Genomic DNA, 18,050 nt, shown 5'->3' with positions numbered 1-18,050 from the left:
GCGCGAGTGAGCCGGTGTGGCCCCAATTCAGCGGTCGCGCTACCGGACGCACCAGATGCGCCGACGAAGGATTCGCCTGCATGCCTGATTGGGGAGGACTGCCATGCGTCGACTCGACTCCGGCGTGGTTCTCGTGCTGCTCCTGGTCGGACCGGTCTTCTTCTCGGCGGGAGGCTCCTGGGCGGCCTCAGGAGCTCCCGGCTATGGCGCAGCTCTCTACGACAACGCTCCGCCGAGTTGTCCCGATCCCGAGGGGTTCACTGCGACGGACTGGGAGTGGCGGCCCCTCTATGTGAGCAATCGCGCCACCTTCGAGATGCCTCACAACCCCTCGCTCGTGGCCAAGCTCAACTACGTGCAGAGCTCCGCGAAGTGGGAGCAACACCTTGCCACAACCGCTCCCTGGACCAACGGCGCGCTCTTCGAGTACGGCTCGCCACCTTCCGGGTTCTGGCGCAGATACAGCACAACCCTGTACCAGCAACTCAACGGTTCCCCCATCCCGAACCCCAACCTCGCCACGGGCACCTTCAATGCCCCTGACTACTACTACCAGCGCTACGCCTGGGGCGGAACGCTCTCGGCGAACGATCTGCCCTCCAACTGGTACCTCGACCCCCTCCGACGCTGGGTTGTCCTCTCTGCAGCAATGTCCATGGACGGCTTCGGGAGCTGGGCTCTCTTCGATGACCTCGGCGGGCTGTACTACTTCGAGGACGACGAGGGTGGGCAGGCGCGCACTCTGAGCTGCGGTGCGCAGATGGGTGCCGGTGGTGCCGCCTTCTTCGGAGCGATGCTCGCCTGCGAGTACCTGCTGGTGATCGCCTACGATAACCACGTCATCGGCCTGGACGAGGCGGCCCGTCTCTACCGAGCTTCGCGTCGTCCCACTCGCGACGACTACTACAGCGTGGACGATCCCAGTCTCGGCCACCGGGTGATCGTCCGCCGCAAGGTGCCCAACTACACGGTTCCCTCGGGTGCGAGTTCCTCTGTCGCCCCTGCCCGCAACACGGTCGGCAGCGTTGGCTTGACCACCGACTCCCTGACGGTCCCGACCTCGACCCTTGCCACGCGCACGAAAACCGTCACCTTCAACGAGACCTTCACCACCGCCAGCATTCCCTTCCAGTTCACCATCGAGCCCTCGTGTACGGCAGGCGCCTCCCCGACTTCGCAGTACCGCGGGCGTGCCTATCTCCGCCTCCATGTCGCTGGTGCGCCGCAGACTGACGATGGCTGGAGGACGGTACCCCTTGCCGGGGTCAAGCAGGACCAGTGGCTGAACCCGTGGAGCTACGTCACTCAGCGGGATGCCGTCTCCTCCTGGTCAAGCACGGCCGACAACGACACCTCGGTCTCTACCAGTTTCGCCACCAAGGGCCTTCAGCAGCTCTCCTTCGGCTGGCGCGGTCAGGTCATCCTCCGCGCCTACGATATGGGCGTCAGTCACTTCGACAAAATGGAGGTCACCGCCGAACTGGTTGCGACCGGTGCCGCCGCCGATGAGCAGACTGCCGCTCAGGCGTGGCTCACACTGCAGCCGGCCTTCACCGCCAACATCGCCGAGGCCGGTCCCTGGCGCACGATCTCACCGGGACAGTCGGTCACCTTCACCGCCGATACGAGCCGCCTTCCCGAGAACCAGCAGTCCGTCAACTACACCTGGGACTTCGGCGACGGCACACCCCGGACCGGGAGCACCGTCTCCTACACCTTCCCGCAGGCCGGTGTGTACGATGTGCTTCTGACGGTCGACCCGCAGGTCCCCGATGCGGCTCCCAACGCCAGCCTCTTCAACGACTCGACGGGCGGCCGCTCCTACGATATCTGCCGCGTCTCCGTCGGCCAGTCTTCCTCTCCGGGCGGGTCCTCGAACCCGACAACCCTTGACTTCACCTCGGTCCGGGTCGTCGCAAGCTCCGGGCAGATTGTTGCCCAGTTCACAACCGACAAGGCCGCGACCGGCCGCCTGACTTGGCGCATCCTGCCGCCTGACTTCGCAGGCCCGCCCGCTCCGGGGCAGGAGGGTTCGGTCACAGACACGGCCCCGATCCAGAACCACAGCCTCACGGCGACCGGTATCACGATGGGGATGCCCTACTATGTGAGGATCTCGGCTCAGCCGACGGGCGGCGGCACAGCTTCGGCACGCTATGACCTCGCGACCGACTGGGCGCTGGTGACGCCCCTGGCGAGTGCCGGGTCGGTCGATCTGAGTTCGTCGGCCCCGACGATCACACCCTCGGCACCGGTCTTCCAGAGCACTCCGACCTCCGTGCATGTCACCTGGACCACCGACGTCCCGACCACGACCCGCCTCCAGTGGAGCGACCGCACCATGAGCCCGCCCTCCAGCTCAAGTCAGGGCGGGAACCTCGAAGACGCCACTACTTCGACTACTCATGACATGACCGTCACGGGGCTCACCCCCGGCAAGACCTACTACTTCTACCTCTCCGGCGTGAAGCAGCCCGGCACGGGCCATGTGTACCTCCGGAACGCCGCGAACCGCAACAGTAGTCAGAGCCCCTGTGCCTGGGCCGTTACCACCGCCACCAACTACGACTCCGGCAGCCGTGCCTCCACTGACTCGCGAGTGGATTACCTGACGGCGCAGACGGCCCCGTCCGGTGCACTGTCGGTCCGCGCCTCGCTGACCGAGTCAACCCAGGCGCGACTGCTTCACCGGGCCTACGGCACCTCCCAGTGGACTGTTGGCGACTGGCTCTCAGCCAGCTCCTCACCGACCTGGTCCCTCTCCGTGCCAACCGGTGCCTACGAGCTTGTCGTGGAGCTCAAGACCGACGGCGACCGGACCGTGCTCTCCCGGTCCTTCGTAGCGATCTGCACGGGCCCTGCCGCTGGTGGGGGCACGCGTCCCCTCCTGCTATCTCGCACAGTCAAAAGCAAGGACGGTCAGAAGCTCTCCTTCTCGCGAGCCTTCAGCAGCCCTCCGATCATCGTCCTCTCAGCCGTCGAGGGCAGCGCGCCCCTCGCCGTCTGCGCAGTGAACAACTCCGAACGGGGCTTTGCGGTCTCTGCACTTCGTGCCGATGGACAGCCTGCCCTGGCGGCCACGCTGTGCTATCTTGCCTTCAGTCCTGCCGCCGGAAGCGCAAACCTTCAGGGCAACGTGGCCAAGCTCAACAGCGGTGCGAACGTCAAGTTCACTACTCCCTTCGCGGTTCCACCGGTGATCGTGTGCAATGCGCAAGAGAACGGCAAGGCAGTCCTTGCCGCCGCGGTCAACAATCGCGTCGACGGCTTTACCCTCTACCTGAGCGACTTGTCAGGCAAAGCCGTGACCGGAGCCTGGGTGCAGTGGATCGCCGTCGCTGCGCCGGTGACGGTTGACGTGAACGATCGCGATTCAGTCAGGTTCGAGGGTGGCGTTCAGTCGGTGGGGGATGGGGTAGTGCTCCCGATCGGGGTACCTTCCCGCGACAAGGGGGCGGCAGTGATGTCGGCCCAGACGGGAACCAAACCCTTGCTCTGCGGGCCGCGTTCCCTCACTTCGGACGCAACGACCGCCACAATCCGAAGGATCGGCGGGCAGCCGGTCACCGGCAGCGCCTGGCTGCAGTGGCTGGTGGCCAATTCACAACGGGGACGCTGAGCATAACGCAGGCCAACGTGCCTCTTCCACGAACCGATAGGGCGCCGGGAGACCTCTCCCGGCGCCCTATCGATCACCTCTCCCACAACCTGCCGCTATCCCGCTCACTCGCGCGCCTTCGTCGCCTCGGGCAGGCTCATGCGAGCCAGGCGGCGTCCACCCGTCCACACCGACAGCAGCACCAAGGCCAGCACCAGCACACTGATGAAGATGAACACCCAGGCCGGCAGAATCGCCCGGAAAGCCATGTTCTCCGTAGTGAAGGACTTGAGGAAGGCCGCGTTGATCGCCGCACCCAGCGGGAGCCCGAGCACCAACCCGACTACCGCCAGCAGGAACAACTCCATCCCCGCCAGCCAGGCCGTGGCACTCGCACTGAACCCCAGACTCCTCAGCGTCGCCAGTTCCCGAGTACGCTCCAGCAAGGTGACGGTCGCCACGCTCTGGATCGCCGACCCCGCCAGTAGCGTGCCGAAGCCCAACAGAACCCCGATGAAGATGTAGGTCATCGCCATCTGCTGGTCGATGTCGCGCGAGACGTCGGCGGTCGTGATGGCCGCCACAACCCCATCCGAGCGCTCCAGGCGGCGCCGGAAAGACTCGCTCCTCTCGCGAGCACAGTCGAAGAGCGCGCCGAAGGAGCTCTCTGGCCACGCACGGTCTGCCAGCGACCGCCGCACGTCCTTGTACTCCCCGTAGGCGCTGTTCCCCATCGTGACGTCCAGCAGGCCCGCCACCTGCATCTCTCTCCGCAGTCGCAGACGCCGACTCGACCCTTCCCATTCCACCTGCACCGGGTCGCCGGGCTCTATATGCAAACGCTCGGCCAGCCGTCGCGGAAGCCAGACCGTACCGGGCCGGAGCCTCATCTTGCCCCCGGCAACAGTGCGAACGTGGAGCAGGTCCTGACCGGCTGGCAGCCCGGTGAGAACCAGCTCCCCTGTGCCCGAGCTGCTGCGCACCCGGACCGGCACATTCACCGTCGGCGCGACGGCGCCACCTCCGGGAGCCTGTGCCGCCGCCCGAGCGACTGCCACTGAGTCCGGCCCCGTCAGTTGCACGTCAATCTCATACTTGCGGGTGCCGGTGAGGAACTCGTCTATTGCGTCCAGCGTCGAGACGTACTGCCCCAGGGTGGTCACCATGATGATCGTCCCGCTTGCGACGCCGCCCACTGCGAACAGTGTGCGTGAGGCTCGGTGCTGGATACCCCGTAGCGGAATCCGGTAGAACACCGCCACCCGCTGAATCCATCGCTCAAAGAAGGGACGCAGCGCGGCTCGACCACGACCCTCCAGGTCTCCGCGCATGGCCATCGCCGGGGGAACCTTGGCCGCCAGCCGCGCGGGCACGAAGGCCGCCACCAGTCCCGTCGTCAGCGCGATCACCAGCCCGGCAACCATCGTTTCCCTATGCACTGCCGCGCTGGTCATGGGCAGCCGGAGCACACCTGCGTACAGCCGGTTCATCCCCACCGCCATCAGGTGCCCGAAGACCACGCCGGGGATCGCCCCTCCCAGGGGAATGAGCACGCCCTGCAGCCCGTACTGGGTCAGCACTTCTCCTCTCGTGAATCCGCTGGCGCGAAGCGTCCCAATGATCGGCATCTGTAGCCGCACGATCCGCAGCAGCGCCCCATACAGCGACAGCCCCGCAGCGCTCAGGAACATCACCGGGAAGAACACGCTCATGGTCGCCAGACCCTGCTGGTCCATGGTCAGCAGTTTCTTGCTCGGCTGCTCGTCCTGCACATACGCGAATCGAACCCCGTAGGGCTTGGCCAGCGCCTCAAGCTTTCCGACCACTTCCGCCTGGTGCCCCGGGTCCGTGAGGCAGTGGACCTCATTGATCTGCGTGCCCTTGCCGAACCACTCCTCAGCCCGCTGCTGGGAGATGAACACCACGCCGAAGGTCCCGCGTGCGATGAACAGCGCATGGCGAGAGGGAACGGGGTAGATGTACTCGGGGCTCGTCGCGAGACCTACAATCGTCAGTTCACGCTCTGTCGATTGGTAGCTGCACTTGATGGTGTCGCCGACCGCGTAGCCGTTGTCCTTCGCGAACTGCTGCTCCAGAACCGCCTCGCGGGGACTGTCAACCGATCGGCCCGCGACCAGCCACAAACCGTTCACGGTGGACTTGCCCGTCGGTGGAACGGCAATGAACCGTCCGATGACCCGCTCTCGCTCACGACCGCGCTGGAGGATTGCGCCGTCCCTCGACAGCCGGCCGATAACCTCGCGGACATGGGGCAGCGCTCGTGCTCGCTCAGCGAGACTAGCCGGGCCGAGGTCGAACTGCACCGAGGCATCGGCCATCCGCGTCGACCGGTAGATCCTGTCGTAGATCCCCGTGACGTTCTGGTACGCCTCGTACAGCCCCACAAACAGCGCAATTCCCAGGCACACCAGCACCATCAGCACGATGGTCTGATGACTCAGGGCTCGCATGTCGGCCCCGAGCTTCCGCCACAGCATCTTCGAGCCGAGGACGCGCTTCCACTCAGCGAAGCTCTCCGGGGTGAAGACCCGCACCCGGAACCACCTCCGCCACCATCCCACTCCGCACTCTCACCACGAGGTCCCCCAGTTTCTCGAAGGCCTGGTTGTGCGTCACCATCAGCACCGTCATGCCCCGGCTGCGAGTCGCCTCCCACATCAACGTCAGCACATCTCGCCCGGTCTCGAAGTCCAGGGCGCCCGTCGGCTCATCCGCCAGCAGGATCCGCGGCTGCTTGACCAGCGCCCGGGCAATCGCCACCCGCTGCTGCTCACCACCACTGAGCTGTGCCGGGAGCTGGTTCGCCCGGTCCGCAAGTCCCACATCCGCCAGCACCGCCTCCGACAGCTCGTCGGTGCCCACCAGTTCCGCGACCAGTCGGATGTTCTCCAGCGCCGTGAGGGTTGGAACGAGGTTGAACATCTGGAACACGAAGCCAACCGTGCTGCGCCGGTACTCAGTAAGCTGCTGCTCGTCCATCCCCGATAGCAGGCTGCCGAAGACGGTCAGCTCGCCTCGGGTCGGCGTATCGAGGCCCCCGGCAAGGTTCAGCAGCGTCGTCTTCCCCGAGCCACTCGGACCGACCAGCACCACGAACCGCCCCCTGGGAAGCTCCAGGTTCACTCCCCGGAGCGCATCCACGGTGACGTCGCCCATGCGGTACTGCTTCCACAGGTCCACCGACACCAGGGCGTGCGAGCTCGCCTCAGCACCAGGCATCCTCACTCGCCCTCTCGATGCGCAGTGGTGGCCCCAGGCTCCGGCTGCACCTTGACGCTTTCGCCTTCCCGCAGTCCGGCCTTACCCTCTACCACCACCGTCTCGCCCTCTTGGAGTCCCTGAGTAACCACGATGAGATCGAAGTTGTTCGGGCCGACCTGCACCGGTCGTGCCTTCACTCGCCCCTCCGTCACCACCCACACTTGATCGCCCGAGGGACCACGCACCACCGCCGCCGTCGGAACCAGCAACGCGTCCGCGACAAGCGCTACCTCACCGTCGACATCCACTTCCGAGCCCGGAGCCAGCGGAAAGCCTGGGCTTGCCACCGAGCACCGCACTCGCACCTGTCGCGAGGACCCCGGGAGATCAGGCCGCACCACAGCCTGACTGCCGACCTGCTCCACCACCAGTTCCCAGGCCTGACTCAAGTACCCGCCCGCACGACACTGCAGATGGTGACCGCGACGCAGGTGCACCGCATCCTCGCTCTCCACAAACACGGTCACCCACGGCGCCTCGTCGGAGATCAGCCGCAGCACCGCCTGTCCGGGGTTCACCACGGCGCCGACGCGCTCATACACCATCACCACCCGCGCGTCATAGGGCGCGGTGATAACGTCTGAGGCATCCAGCGTATCCAGGATTGAGGGAAGAGGGGAAAGGCGAGCCAGGAGCTGCGACCGGCGAAGGCGATCGCCTTCCTTCACGTACAACTGCACGATCCGCCCGGTTGTCTGGAAGCCCACGTCCGAGCTCTCAGACTCAACGAGTCCGGAGGCCGTCAGCGTGTAGTTCAGTGGTGCGCGTTGTACGGCGACCGCGCTCACCTCCGGCCGACAACCTGTCACTATGGCCCCAACCAGGAGGCCGAAGAGCAGCAGGGCCAGACGCGAAGCAGGTCTCGCCGCGGTAACCATGAGCAGATTCTGGACCTCCGACCCAGTTCGCTGACAACTCACAGTGCTCGGACTTACCGGCAGAGCCGGTCCACACCTTTGCACTTATTCGGCGCCCGTCCCTTGAGGTCCTGTCCGTGCCTTCCCGACACTACCACCCTCGCTTGGAGGACCCGCACCCGCGCAGGGGGAACAAGCCGCTTAGGCTCTGTGCTGCAGCCTTCGCAACTCCCTGTCACGCGCGACCGTCGGAGCGGCCCATGGCACGTCTACAACAACAGCGTCGTATGGATACCCTCATCGGGGCTCCCCTGTGCGGCCTTCTCAACGCCCTTGCACGGGTCCTCGGTGCTATCCTGCGACGTGACCACTCGCTCAAGACGCCGCCGCGCCGAATCCTCGTCATCAAGCTCGTTGGCCTTGGGAGCATCATCCACGCGACGCACCTCCTTCAGGCTCTTCGCGAGCGGTACCCGGATTCCCACCTGGCCTTCCTCTGCTTCCGAAGCACCCGTCCGCTGGTCGAACGCCTCCCGCAAATCGACGAGGTGCTGACCCTCGACGACAGCACCTACGGGCGACTCCTCACCACAGTCCTAGGGTGGCTGCTTCACGTGTGGCGCCATCCCTACCAGCTCGTGATCGACCTTGAGGTGCACTCGAAGTTCTCGACGATCCTCTCGACTCTCACCTGTGCCCGAGACCGCGCCGGCTTCTACCTCATCACCACACGCTTCCGCCAGGGCATCTACACGCATGTTGTCTACGAGAACCGCCTGCGCCATACCCAGGAAGCCTACCGCCAACTGGGGCGCGCTCTCGGTCTCACGGTGAAGGTCGGGCAGCCTCTGCCGCCGTGCCTGACGCAGCAGGACCGGGACGAGGCCAACGCCTTCCTCAAGAGCGAGGGCGCCGACGGCAGGAAGCTGCTCATCGTGAACGTGAATGCGGGGGAGCTGTGTCTGGAGAGACGCTGGAGTCCGGAGAGCTTCGCGCGCGTGATGGAGGTCTTCGCTTCACGCGACGATGTGCTCGTGGTAATGACCGGTGCACCCTCGGAGCGCGACTACACCGAGTCCGTGCGCAAGCTGGTCGGCGCCTCGCTGCAACGCCGCATCGCGAATGCCGCCGGCCTTCATTCCTTCGGTGCCTTCCTCGCCCTGCTCGAACGGGCCGACACAATGCTGACCAACGATAGTGGCCCGCTCCACCTGGCGACTTCCTTCGGAACGCCGACGGTGTCCCTGTGGGGCCCTGAGACGCCTGCAGCCTTCCAGCCGCTGGAGGGGAGCTTCCGCCTTTTCTGGGCGGAGGCCTACTGTTCGCCTTGCGTCCACCGAGTCGACGCGCCGCCCTGTGGTGGTGCCAACCTTTGCCTGCAGCTCATCGAGTGGCCGCAGGTCGCCCGTGCGGTAGCGGAGTTGCTGGGGGTGCCCATCACGGTGCCCGACGTCGAACCCCAGGCTTCACACCCGCACCCCTGGGTCGCGGGCATGGTCTTGCGCGCCTCGGTTCACATGGAGATGCCCGAGAGCTAGCGCCCCCGGGCCGTGGTGTCTCGGACCAGACCGTGCGTGTAGCCGATGCTTAGGGCACGCCGGGGCCAAGCTGGTCTCGCAGCACCTGAGCCGGGAGCATCTGGGGCATCAGGTCAAGCGCGATCTGCAGCTCATCTCGGGCTTCCTCTGTCTGGCTCTCGGCTGTCAGCACCACCGCCAGATTGTAGTGCCCGGACACATGGGGCGGAGCCCGGTACACCACTCGCCGGAAGGCACGCTCTGCCGTCTCAAGGTCGCCTTCCTTCCACGCCACATACCCCAGTTCCCGCTGTGCAAAGACGTTGTCTGGATCCTGAGCCACCTGTTGCTCCAGGTCGCCACGCGAAGCTGCCGGCCAGGGCGGAACAAGATCCGTCGCCAGGGGTCCCAGCGCCTGCGCGAAGGCCTTCTCTGCACCGGCCCGATCACCCATCGCCCGCAAGGCCTGATAGCGCAGTGACCAGGCATCCACGACCGCCTCATACAGCCTCTTTTGGCCGATGATCTCGTCGAGAATCGGCAGCGCTTCCTGGTACTTCTGGCGGTCAACCAGCGCCTGCGCATGGTCGAACTGCTGCAAGTTGATGTCCATCCGGGTGGCTGACTTGCGGATTTCATAGTCGCGCACGTTGCACACCCAGCCGGCCAGACCGACCACAACCACCCCCGCCACAATCAGTCCCCAGCGCTTCGACCGCACCGTCCGCACAACCCACACACCGGCATCCGCGGCGAACACCATCAGCACCGGCACCACCGGCAAGCGGTAGCGCGACTCCACCCCAAACAGGATCGCGGTCAGCAGGTACAGCCCCACATACAGGTACAGCGGCAGGTACGAGCGCACGTCCCGCGCCGCCGTGATCAACCCCAGCAGCGCCAGCGGTGCGATCAGGCCGAAGTGCAGCCACCACCAGCCCTTGAGCCCGGTGAGCCGCACATGCTGAGCCATCGTATCGGGCACTTCATAGTCGTTCCAGAAGTAGAACACCTTGCGCACGGCCAGCCACGCATACTGCCCCGGATGCTGCCGGGCGAACTCCAGCCCCTTGGCGAACCAGAAGTCGCCGGATTCCCCGATCGACAACTGCCTTCCCGTGAGCTTGCAGGCGATCTCCCGGGCGATCCGGTGCGTCGGGTCAAGCTGCCCCAGCGGGAAGAGTTGCTCACTGCGCGGCCAGTAGTAGGACAGGCCCCGGTCCAGCACGTTGTTGGCGATGTAGAACACGATCCCGCCGTCGCTCATCACCGGAATCGCTTCACCGCCGACACGCCAGTTGCGCCACATGATCCCCAACACGAAACACCCGGCAAGGACACAGGCGAGGCAAGCGCCCACTACCTGCCGCCGACGCTCCGCACGTGGCACCCAGGCTCCCCACAGAATCAGGAAGGGGAAGAGCAGCACGATGTTCGGCTTCGCAATGGCCGACAGCCCTAACAGTATCCCCGAGAAGGCCCACCATCCCACATGCGCCTTGTCCCAGGCCCGGTAGAGTGCCACGAAGGCCGCCACGTTCAGGAACAGCACCAGGAACTCCGACAGGAAGCAACCGTCATGGGCCACGAAGGGCGCGAAGAAGGCCGCCACCAGTCCGGTCCCCAGCGCCCAGCCCCAGGGCACGAAGCGCAAAGCCAACAAGTAGGTGAGGCCGCAGGAGAGGCTGCCGATGAAAAGCTGCACGACCCGCGGGCCAAAGGTGGTGTAGTTGAAGATCCGGTGCATTCCGCACCAAAAGTAGATGTACAGGGGGCTCGCATTGAAGGGCTCATGGGAGCCCTGCTGCATCAGCGACGAAGCGAGAACGGGGTACTTGATGAAATCGTAGAAGTCCAGGATCGGGTGCAGGACGGCAAGCCGGACGGTCAGGGCCGTGAGAAACACGATCCCGAAGCCGACCCAGATCCCTTTGGCCTGCCCCCTTGGGGCGTCTGCAATGCGGGTATCTCTCTGATCCATGGTCTCACAAAAGAAAGCGGGGGACGCCGCTCGGCGTCCCCCGCGCGTTGACACAGCATAATACCACAACTACGGATGGAAGGTCTCGTGCGTGTGGAAGTCGATCGTCCCGAAGTTGCCTGCTGCACTCGGGTTGAACTTCACCCACTTCACGTGGCCGTCAACAAACAAGTAGTTGCAGCCCTCGTTGTGCCGGTCCCAGTTGTAGGCGTAGTTGCCGCCCTCCGAGGCCTTGCAGTAGATGCGGAAGTAGTTGTTCGTCCCCTCCGTCAGCAGGATGCAGGCGGCTGGGTACTCGATGTTGGCGATCGGGTCGGTGTCGATGAACTGGTTCCGGGTGTACCCGACCCCAAAGCCCAGAGAGGTGTCCGTCAGACCGCCGGAGCTGAAACCGGTGCGAACGGCCGAAGGGCAGTTGTAGACCTGCGTGTTCTTGATGTACGGGGCAAGCTCCAGGAACCACTCGCCCTGGTTGAGGGGGTCAAGAATGGTGGCCGGGGCAACATACGTCGCGCCCCGCGGGAAGCGTTCGTCGTAGTCCTGCACGTACATGGCGAAGGCGAGGCCAATCTGCTTGAGATTGCTCTGGCAGCTTGCTTGCCGTGCCTTCTCGCGGGCGCGGGCAAACACAGGGAAGAGAATCGCAGCTAGGATTGCAATGATGGCGATGACGACCAGCAGTTCGATGAGGGTGAAACCGGTCCGCTTGCTCATATCCCGTCAGCACCTCCGTTCGGATTGGGCCCGAAGGCCCGCACAGGCGCATTCCCTCCGTCAACGCGGCCGGAATGCACTCCTTCGCACATATTACTGACGAAATCCTCCTGCAAGCGTTCAGTTCTTCCCTCACTCCCCTAACAGCGATCGCCGCCGCCCATCTTACGCTTCTCGCCCTCCCGGCAGCACCTCCTCTCGGCGCCCAGACTGCTCCGCCGAGAGCGCGGCCCAAACCAGCCGCGCACAAAAAAGCGGGACGCCCTTCGGCGCCCCGCTCGTGGGTAGTCGCAACAGTATCGGTTACGGGTGGTAGGTCTCGTGCATATGGAAGTTGATGTTCCCGAAGTTCCCCGCTGCGCTCGGGTTGAAGGTCACCCACTTCACGTGCCCGTCGACGAAGAGGTAGTTGCAGCCGTCGTTATGTCGGTTCCAGGACCAGGCGTAGTTGCCGGAGCCCGCAGCCGTCGCCTCTGCCTGCGTGCAGTACAGCCGCATGTAGTTGTTGGACCCACCGTCGGCAAGCAGAATGCAGGCGGCCGGGTACTCGATGCTAGCGATCGCGTCGCGGTCAATCCACGTATTGCGGGCATACGCGACACCGAAGCCCAGAGAGGTGTCTCTCACGCCACCGCACGCGAAGCCGTTCTGGAGACCCGAGGGGCAGTTGTAAATCTGCGTGTTCTTGATGTAGGGGGTAAGCTCCAGGAAGAACTCGCCCTGATTGCCGGGGGAGAGAAGATTGGACGGGGCAATGTACCCGGCCCCTCGCGGGAAACGCTCGTCGTAGTCCTGAATGTACATGTTGAAGGCGAGGCCGAGTTGCTTCAGATTGCTCTGGCAGCTCGATTGGCGTGCCTTCTCGCGCGCGCGTGCGAACACAGGAAAGAGGATCGCCGCCAGGATCGCGATGATGGCGATGACCACGAGCAGTTCGATCAGGGTGAAGCCGGTCCGCTTGCTCATACCCCTCATGCACCTCCGTTCAGGATAGGCCCGAAGGCCTGCGAAACGACCGACGTTTATATACCCACATAACTAACATAGCGAAACGGGAAAGTCGTGTCAACCGGTTGTGTGTAACGGCTTCCTATAGCCGTACCTTGCGCCTCTCCTCACGTCCGGCACCTCCTGTCAGCAATACGCAGATTCCGCTCTATCAAACACGACAACGGCAGGAGCCGCCTGGCTCCTGCCGTTCATGCTCACCTTACTACCCTGAGTTGACCTAACGCGAGGCGAGAGCCAACGGGGTCACGGCCTTCTGCGCGTTCACCAGACCATAGCCATACCAAGTGTCACGTCCAGCCGCACCGAGATCCGTGGCCGTGCTGTCAAGCCGACTGCGGATATCAGCAGCCTTGGTGACTCCCGAGGCAATCACGAGAGCCGCACACCCAGACACGTGGGGGCAGGCCATGGAGGTCCCGCTGTAGCTGACTGTTCCGCCCCCAAGCTTGTCGGATAGGATGCCCACTCCCGGGGCGGTCAGTTCGACTGCCGAGCCGGTAGAGGACCACGAGGCCCGAAGGTTGTTGCTGTCCGACGCCGCCACAGCGATGACCGAGGCATACTTGGCCGGGTACGACACTGTGTCGCCCTTCCCGTTTGCCCTCCCGGAGTTGCCGGCCGCCGCCACCACCAGCACCTCCGCCTTGTAGGCGGCATCGCAGGCCTTCTGCAGCGACTTCGACCCGACCGTCCCGCCCAGGCTCATCGAGGCGATGTTCATCCCGTTTGTCACGGCCCACTGGATGCCGGCGATGATGTCGCTGTAGTAGCCGGAGCCCCTGCTGTCGAGAACCTTGACGCCGTACAGGGCGGCACCCGGTGCCACGCCCACGACGTTCCCATTGTCGTCTGCCGCAGCGATGATGCCCGAGACATGCGTCCCGTGGCCCTCGTCATCCATGGGGTCGTTGTCATCGTTCACGAAGTCGTAGCCGCCCTTGTAGTTGGCGGAGAGGTCGGGGTGGTTGTAGCCGATGCCGGTGTCAATCACCGCTACCTTGACCCCGGCGCCGGTGTTGCCGCTCGTCCAGACGTCGTCGGCGTTGACGCGGCTGACACCCCAGGGAGGGGTGTCGCCAATCGCCGTGGCTACAGCGTCCGGCTCAATGTACTCAATCCGGGGGTTGTGCGAGAGCGCGGTGATAGCCTGAGCAGGCAGGCTCGCCGCCACCGCAGGAATCAGATGATAGGTGTACTTGATCTTACCCGCAGCGCTCTTGATGAGGCCCTGGTCAGAGGGGCCAGGCGCGCTCTTGAAGCCGATCAGCACGGGCTGCAGGTCGGCACCGCCCGCCGCCTTAGGGGCGGCAGCACTCGAGATCGGACCGGTCCCCTGGCCGTCCGAGGTAGGGGAGAACCCGGCCCCACAGCCGCCGAGCAGGAGGAGCAACAGGGCAAACAGCACCATCGCGAATAAGGGCGTGGTAAACCGCTCCATAGTAACCCCTTCCTTTGCACACCAGAATGGAATCACAAAAGAGTCTACCACCGCCGTCTCTCCCAACTCCTAACGTTTCGTTCAAGAACGCGACAATTCCCGCCGACGCCCAGAAGACAGCATACCCAGGCAACCAGTGCCCGAGAACCAGAAGACGGAACCGCCGACCGCGAAGGGCAGGCAGTTCCGTCTCCTGTCGTAGCTCCACTTGGTTACCGAGCCGCACTACCCGGCCGGCTTCACCAGCACCCGCAGCTTGCGCACGCTGTACTGGTCGGCGTTCGCAGCAAAGGTCCAGTCGGGATTGGCGCCGGTGCTATTGCCAATCCCCAGGTCGGCCCTTCCGCCGGCCTTCCAGTTGTTGAAGGCGAAGATCGTCTGCTTCGCCCCGTAGTTGTGTACCTGCATCGAGCCATAGCCATCCTCCGGCGCGCTGTACTGGTCGCCGAAGTCCCAGACCTGCGCCGACGCACTCGCGACGTTGACCGCGTTCGTCGCCCCGTAGTTGTTGGGCCAGAACTCGATGTTGCCCGTCGTGATTCCCTCGCCCGTGACGACACTTCGCACGTTGGAAACCACGTTCATGTTCGAGACCTTCTGCTGGAACACCGCCTTCGAAGCGATGGTCGGGATGCCGATCTTGGTGACGTCCTTGGTGAAGGCGTCCATCGACACCCACACATAGGTGCTCGGCTTGCCGAACTGCTGCAGCTCCAGGTAGTAGGCGATGCGGTCGAAGGGACCGACCCCCGCATGGTTGTCGATGTCGTACTTGATGTCCCGTGCAGCCTTCTTGAGGTCCAGTTCGTATACCAACTGGTACTGCTTGGCCTCCTTAACCTTCAGCGCCATCCAGTCGATCTGCGGCACTTCGCCGGCCCGGAAGGTCAGTGCCGGGAACCCCTCACGGTTCATCAGGTTCTGGTTCGCATCCCGGTGCCAGGCGAAGCGCATCGCGACTGGTTCCTTGACCTCCGGCGACGACAGGACCACCGTGTCGCCCTCGATCACGGCCTGAGCGGGCACGAAGTCAGTGTCCGTGCCAATGATCTCGAACCAGTCCAGCGGCTTGCCGTCGCGAGAGACCAGACCGCTGCCGACGTTGTCGAAGCTGATCCGAATCTTGTCGCCCTCGATCTTCATGCTCTTGTAAGTCGGACCCTTCGCCACCACCTCGTTACGCCCGTAGGCACCCTTGAGGGCCAGGGCCGCCAGACGCTTGCCGACTGTCTGCTTGTCCTTCGGGTGGATGTTGGTGAGGTCGGCGATGTCGTTGGTGACGACCATGCCGGTGTTCGGGATCGCCTCAGCAGCTCCCTGGGCTTCCCAGAAGGTCGGCAGGATGTTCGGATCCTCATTGCCGTAGTTGTACGGCGCGATCTGCACATAGTAGAAGGGGAAGTCGCCCTGCTTCCACAACGCCCGCCAGCCACCGATGAGCGCCTTCATCTTCTCGGTGTACAGCATCCCCTCACCGTGGTTCGCCTCGCCCTGATACCAGATGGCGCCGCGAATCGCGAAGGGAATAAGCGGGCTCACCATCGCGTTGTACAGCGCGGTCGGTTGGCCGTTGCCGGTGAGTGGCTTGAGTCCATCGGGATAGGCCGGGGCGGGATCGAGAGGCTTCGACTCTGCCAGCGAGGTCCTGGCCTGCGCCATCCACTTGTCGAGGCCGGTTACATACTCCCCCAGCATCTTCTTGTACGCCTCAGACCGCGGGTCGGTCAGTGTCACTTGGTCGTAGATGCTCTTGAGGGCCGGCACCTGGGCGAAGCCAACCGGCGGCGTCCACGGCTCAATGCGCGTGCCTCCCCAGGAGGTGTTAATCAGGCCAACGGCCACACCCAGTTCGCGGTACAGCTCGCGGGCCATGAAGTAGCCGGCCGCCGTGAAGGGCGCCACTGTGGTCGGGCTGCAGACCTGCCAGTCTCCCGTAAAGTCCTCTGACGGGAAGCCTGCGGTAACCCGTGGAACCTTGATCTGCCGGATCAGCGGGAAGTTGGCCGCGGCGATCTCGTCGGCCGCGTTGTTGCTCGACTGAACCGTCATCTCCATGTTCGATTGCCCCGAGCACACCCACACTTCGCCCACCACAACGTCGTCCAGCACGATCTCGTTGCGCCCTGTGACCTTCAGTTGGAAGGGCCCTCCAGCCTGCGCGGCCGGGAGAGTCACCTGCCACTTGCCCTCTGCTCCGGCCTGTGTCGTTACCGGGGCCTTGTCACTGAGGCGCACCGTGACCTGCTCGCCCGGTTCGGCCCATCCCCACACGGGCATTGCCATGTCCCGCTGCAGCACCATGTGGCTTCCGAAGACGTGGGGCAGGCGGACGTCGGACCATGCCGGCCCGAGCGCCACAACCAGCACCAGCAGCGACAGGATGATCTGTCTTGCTCGCATCAAGCACCACTTCCTGAGAAGGAGGATTGTGTGTTGTCGCAACGCCAAGAAGTTCGACAAGCGCCGACACGAACCCTTCTCCCTCGCGCTCTGGGAAGCAGCAGGGGTCGCCGTGCTTCTCTCCCTCTCCCTCCGGGAGAGGGCCGGGGTGAGGGGCCTTTGCCTTCCGCCGTTGCCTTTCCCCCTCGCCCAAAGCGGCGCGTCGTTACGCCACTGCGTGGAGAGAGGGACGCCGAAGGCAGGGGGTGAGGTGCCTTCGCCCCTCGCCTTCGCCCCAAGGCGTAGTATCCAATCATACCTTCCCTTCATCAGACATACTTGAGAAACACACCAGTGCTATCCTCTTGGGTGCAGGTATGACCAACCAGGTAACGAATAGGCCACGGTGGAATCGTCGTATACCGGGGGAACCGCCTTACTAGCGCGAGCCGTACCCATCTCCAGGAAGGAGTGCGTCGAATGTCTAGCCGCAAGGGTTTTACGCTGATCGAGTTGTTGGTGGTGATCGCAATCATTGCGATCCTGGCAGCCATCCTGTTCCCGGTGTTTGCCAGAGCCCGAGAGAAAGCTCGCCAGACGGCATGTCTCAGCAACGCCCGCCAGATGGGCACCGCGGTGATGATGTACGCACAAGACTACGACGAGCAACTGGTGAACCTCCAGTTGGCCGGGTGCAAGTTCACCTTCAACGGTATGACGCACAACAACCTGCTCTGGTACATGGCGCTCATGCCCTATGTGAAGAGCGTCCAGGTCTTTGACTGCCCCTCGACCAGCCGCACTTGGTACGGGCAGTACACGGGCGACACGGACTACGGCATCAACAGCGAAATCACCTATCGCCACCACTACAACTCGACAACCAAGGTCGGCACAGGCTGCCCGCTGGCGGAGCTGCAGAAGCCGGCAGAGACCTGCGTCATCGCTGATTCTGACTGGACGCACAGCACCGCAGACTACAAGTTCAGCAACAGCTACTTCCTGAACGGCACTCCCCACGTGAGCGCTTTCATCCCCGACCGTCACAACGGAACTGCCAACATCGTCTTCTGTGATGGTCATGCCAAGGCCATGGCGATCATGCGCGACCCGGCCTACACGGGCACTGGCGACGTACCCTTCTGCCTCTACCCCAAGGGCGTCCTCTGGCTGGCCAACGGGAGCAGGTAAGCGGGCTCTCTTCCGGTACCCGCTTCCCTGTTCGGACCTGACGACTGCCCTGCTCACACCCGCATACAAAAGGCCGGGACCA

At 64.2% G+C, this 18,050-nt stretch carries 11 protein-coding genes; 3 read left to right on the top strand and 8 right to left on the bottom strand.

Features of this window, described 5'->3' with window-relative positions; genetic code table 11:
• Positions 1-103: 103 nt before the first annotated feature.
• A complete protein-coding gene (locus ABFE16_08055; protein MEN6345247.1) occupies positions 104-3,619 on the top strand; it encodes a PKD domain-containing protein in 3,516 nt (1,171 codons plus the stop codon).
• 104 nt (positions 3,620-3,723) lie between these two features.
• On the opposite strand, the gene ABFE16_08050 is transcribed toward ABFE16_08055, so the two are convergent.
• From ABFE16_08050 to ABFE16_08040, 3 genes are read right to left on the bottom strand one after another with little or no spacing between them, the layout of a single operon-like run.
• Positions 3,724-6,153: an ABC transporter permease gene (locus ABFE16_08050; GenBank protein MEN6345246.1), complete on the bottom strand. Its 2,430-nt coding sequence runs from the start codon at positions 6,151-6,153 to the stop codon at positions 3,724-3,726.
• The gene (locus tag ABFE16_08045) at positions 6,122-6,838 is read right to left on the bottom strand and encodes an ABC transporter ATP-binding protein (GenBank protein MEN6345245.1); all 717 of its coding nucleotides are present in this window, start codon (positions 6,836-6,838) and stop codon (positions 6,122-6,124) included. The genes ABFE16_08050 and ABFE16_08045 overlap by 32 nt, the downstream gene beginning before the upstream one ends.
• Positions 6,839-6,840: 2 nt before the next feature.
• Positions 6,841-7,758, bottom strand: a complete 918-nt coding sequence (locus ABFE16_08040) for an efflux RND transporter periplasmic adaptor subunit (GenBank protein ID MEN6345244.1) — start codon at positions 7,756-7,758, stop codon at positions 6,841-6,843.
• 239 nt (positions 7,759-7,997) lie between these two features.
• On the opposite strand from ABFE16_08040, the gene ABFE16_08035 reads away from it, so the two are divergent.
• On the top strand, positions 7,998-9,275 hold the full coding sequence (locus tag ABFE16_08035) for a glycosyltransferase family 9 protein (protein MEN6345243.1): 1,278 nt from the start codon (positions 7,998-8,000) through the stop codon (positions 9,273-9,275).
• Positions 9,276-9,324: 49 nt separating this feature from the next.
• Here the strand turns inward: ABFE16_08035 and ABFE16_08030 are convergent, their stop codons facing one another.
• From ABFE16_08030 to ABFE16_08010, 5 genes are all read right to left on the bottom strand, one after another.
• Positions 9,325-11,235, bottom strand: coding sequence for a tetratricopeptide repeat protein (locus ABFE16_08030; GenBank protein ID MEN6345242.1), 1,911 nt, complete (start codon positions 11,233-11,235; stop codon positions 9,325-9,327).
• Between the two features lie 69 nt (positions 11,236-11,304).
• Positions 11,305-11,949 carry a DUF1559 domain-containing protein gene (locus ABFE16_08025; GenBank protein ID MEN6345241.1) on the bottom strand — a complete coding sequence of 215 codons (645 nt, stop codon included), beginning with the start codon at positions 11,947-11,949 and terminating at the stop codon, positions 11,305-11,307.
• Positions 11,950-12,252: 303 nt separating this feature from the next.
• Complete coding sequence (locus ABFE16_08020; protein ID MEN6345240.1) at positions 12,253-12,915, bottom strand: DUF1559 domain-containing protein; 663 nt, start codon at positions 12,913-12,915, stop codon at positions 12,253-12,255.
• Positions 12,916-13,177: 262 nt separating this feature from the next.
• Positions 13,178-14,398: a S8 family serine peptidase gene (locus ABFE16_08015; GenBank protein ID MEN6345239.1), complete on the bottom strand. Its 1,221-nt coding sequence runs from the start codon at positions 14,396-14,398 to the stop codon at positions 13,178-13,180.
• Between the two features lie 225 nt (positions 14,399-14,623).
• Positions 14,624-16,798, bottom strand: coding sequence for a sialate O-acetylesterase (locus ABFE16_08010; GenBank protein MEN6345238.1), 2,175 nt, complete (start codon positions 16,796-16,798; stop codon positions 14,624-14,626).
• A gap of 459 nt (positions 16,799-17,257) precedes the next feature.
• Here ABFE16_08010 and ABFE16_08005 point away from each other — a divergent pair, with 459 nt between their 5' ends.
• Positions 17,258-17,968, top strand: a complete 711-nt coding sequence (locus tag ABFE16_08005; GenBank protein MEN6345237.1) for a DUF1559 domain-containing protein — start codon at positions 17,258-17,260, stop codon at positions 17,966-17,968.
• The last annotated feature ends 82 nt before the right edge of the window (positions 17,969-18,050 follow it).

Source organism: Armatimonadia bacterium, from assembly GCA_039679385.1.
Lineage (GTDB): Bacteria > Armatimonadota > Zipacnadia > Zipacnadales > JABUFB01 > JAJFTQ01.
This window is presented reverse-complemented; position numbering and strand designations above follow the sequence as displayed.

Bases quoted from the DNA above. Each gene is read 5' to 3' on its own strand.
- ABFE16_08015 (MEN6345239.1), bottom strand. From the start codon at position 14,398: ATGGAGCGGTTTACCACGCCCTTATTCGCGATGGTGCTGTTTGCCCTG.
- ABFE16_08040 (MEN6345244.1), bottom strand. From the start codon at position 7,758: ATGGTTACCGCGGCGAGACCTGCTTCGCGTCTGGCCCTGCTGCTCTTC.
- ABFE16_08010 (MEN6345238.1), bottom strand. From the start codon at position 16,798: ATGCGAGCAAGACAGATCATCCTGTCGCTGCTGGTGCTGGTTGTGGCG.
- ABFE16_08055 (MEN6345247.1), top strand. From the start codon at position 104: ATGCGTCGACTCGACTCCGGCGTGGTTCTCGTGCTGCTCCTGGTCGGA.
- ABFE16_08005 (MEN6345237.1), top strand. From the start codon at position 17,258: ATGTCTAGCCGCAAGGGTTTTACGCTGATCGAGTTGTTGGTGGTGATC.
- ABFE16_08030 (MEN6345242.1), bottom strand. From the start codon at position 11,235: ATGGATCAGAGAGATACCCGCATTGCAGACGCCCCAAGGGGGCAGGCC.
- ABFE16_08020 (MEN6345240.1), bottom strand. From the start codon at position 12,915: ATGAGCAAGCGGACCGGCTTCACCCTGATCGAACTGCTCGTGGTCATC.
- ABFE16_08025 (MEN6345241.1), bottom strand. From the start codon at position 11,949: ATGAGCAAGCGGACCGGTTTCACCCTCATCGAACTGCTGGTCGTCATC.
- ABFE16_08035 (MEN6345243.1), top strand. From the start codon at position 7,998: ATGGCACGTCTACAACAACAGCGTCGTATGGATACCCTCATCGGGGCT.
- ABFE16_08045 (MEN6345245.1), bottom strand. From the start codon at position 6,838: ATGCCTGGTGCTGAGGCGAGCTCGCACGCCCTGGTGTCGGTGGACCTG.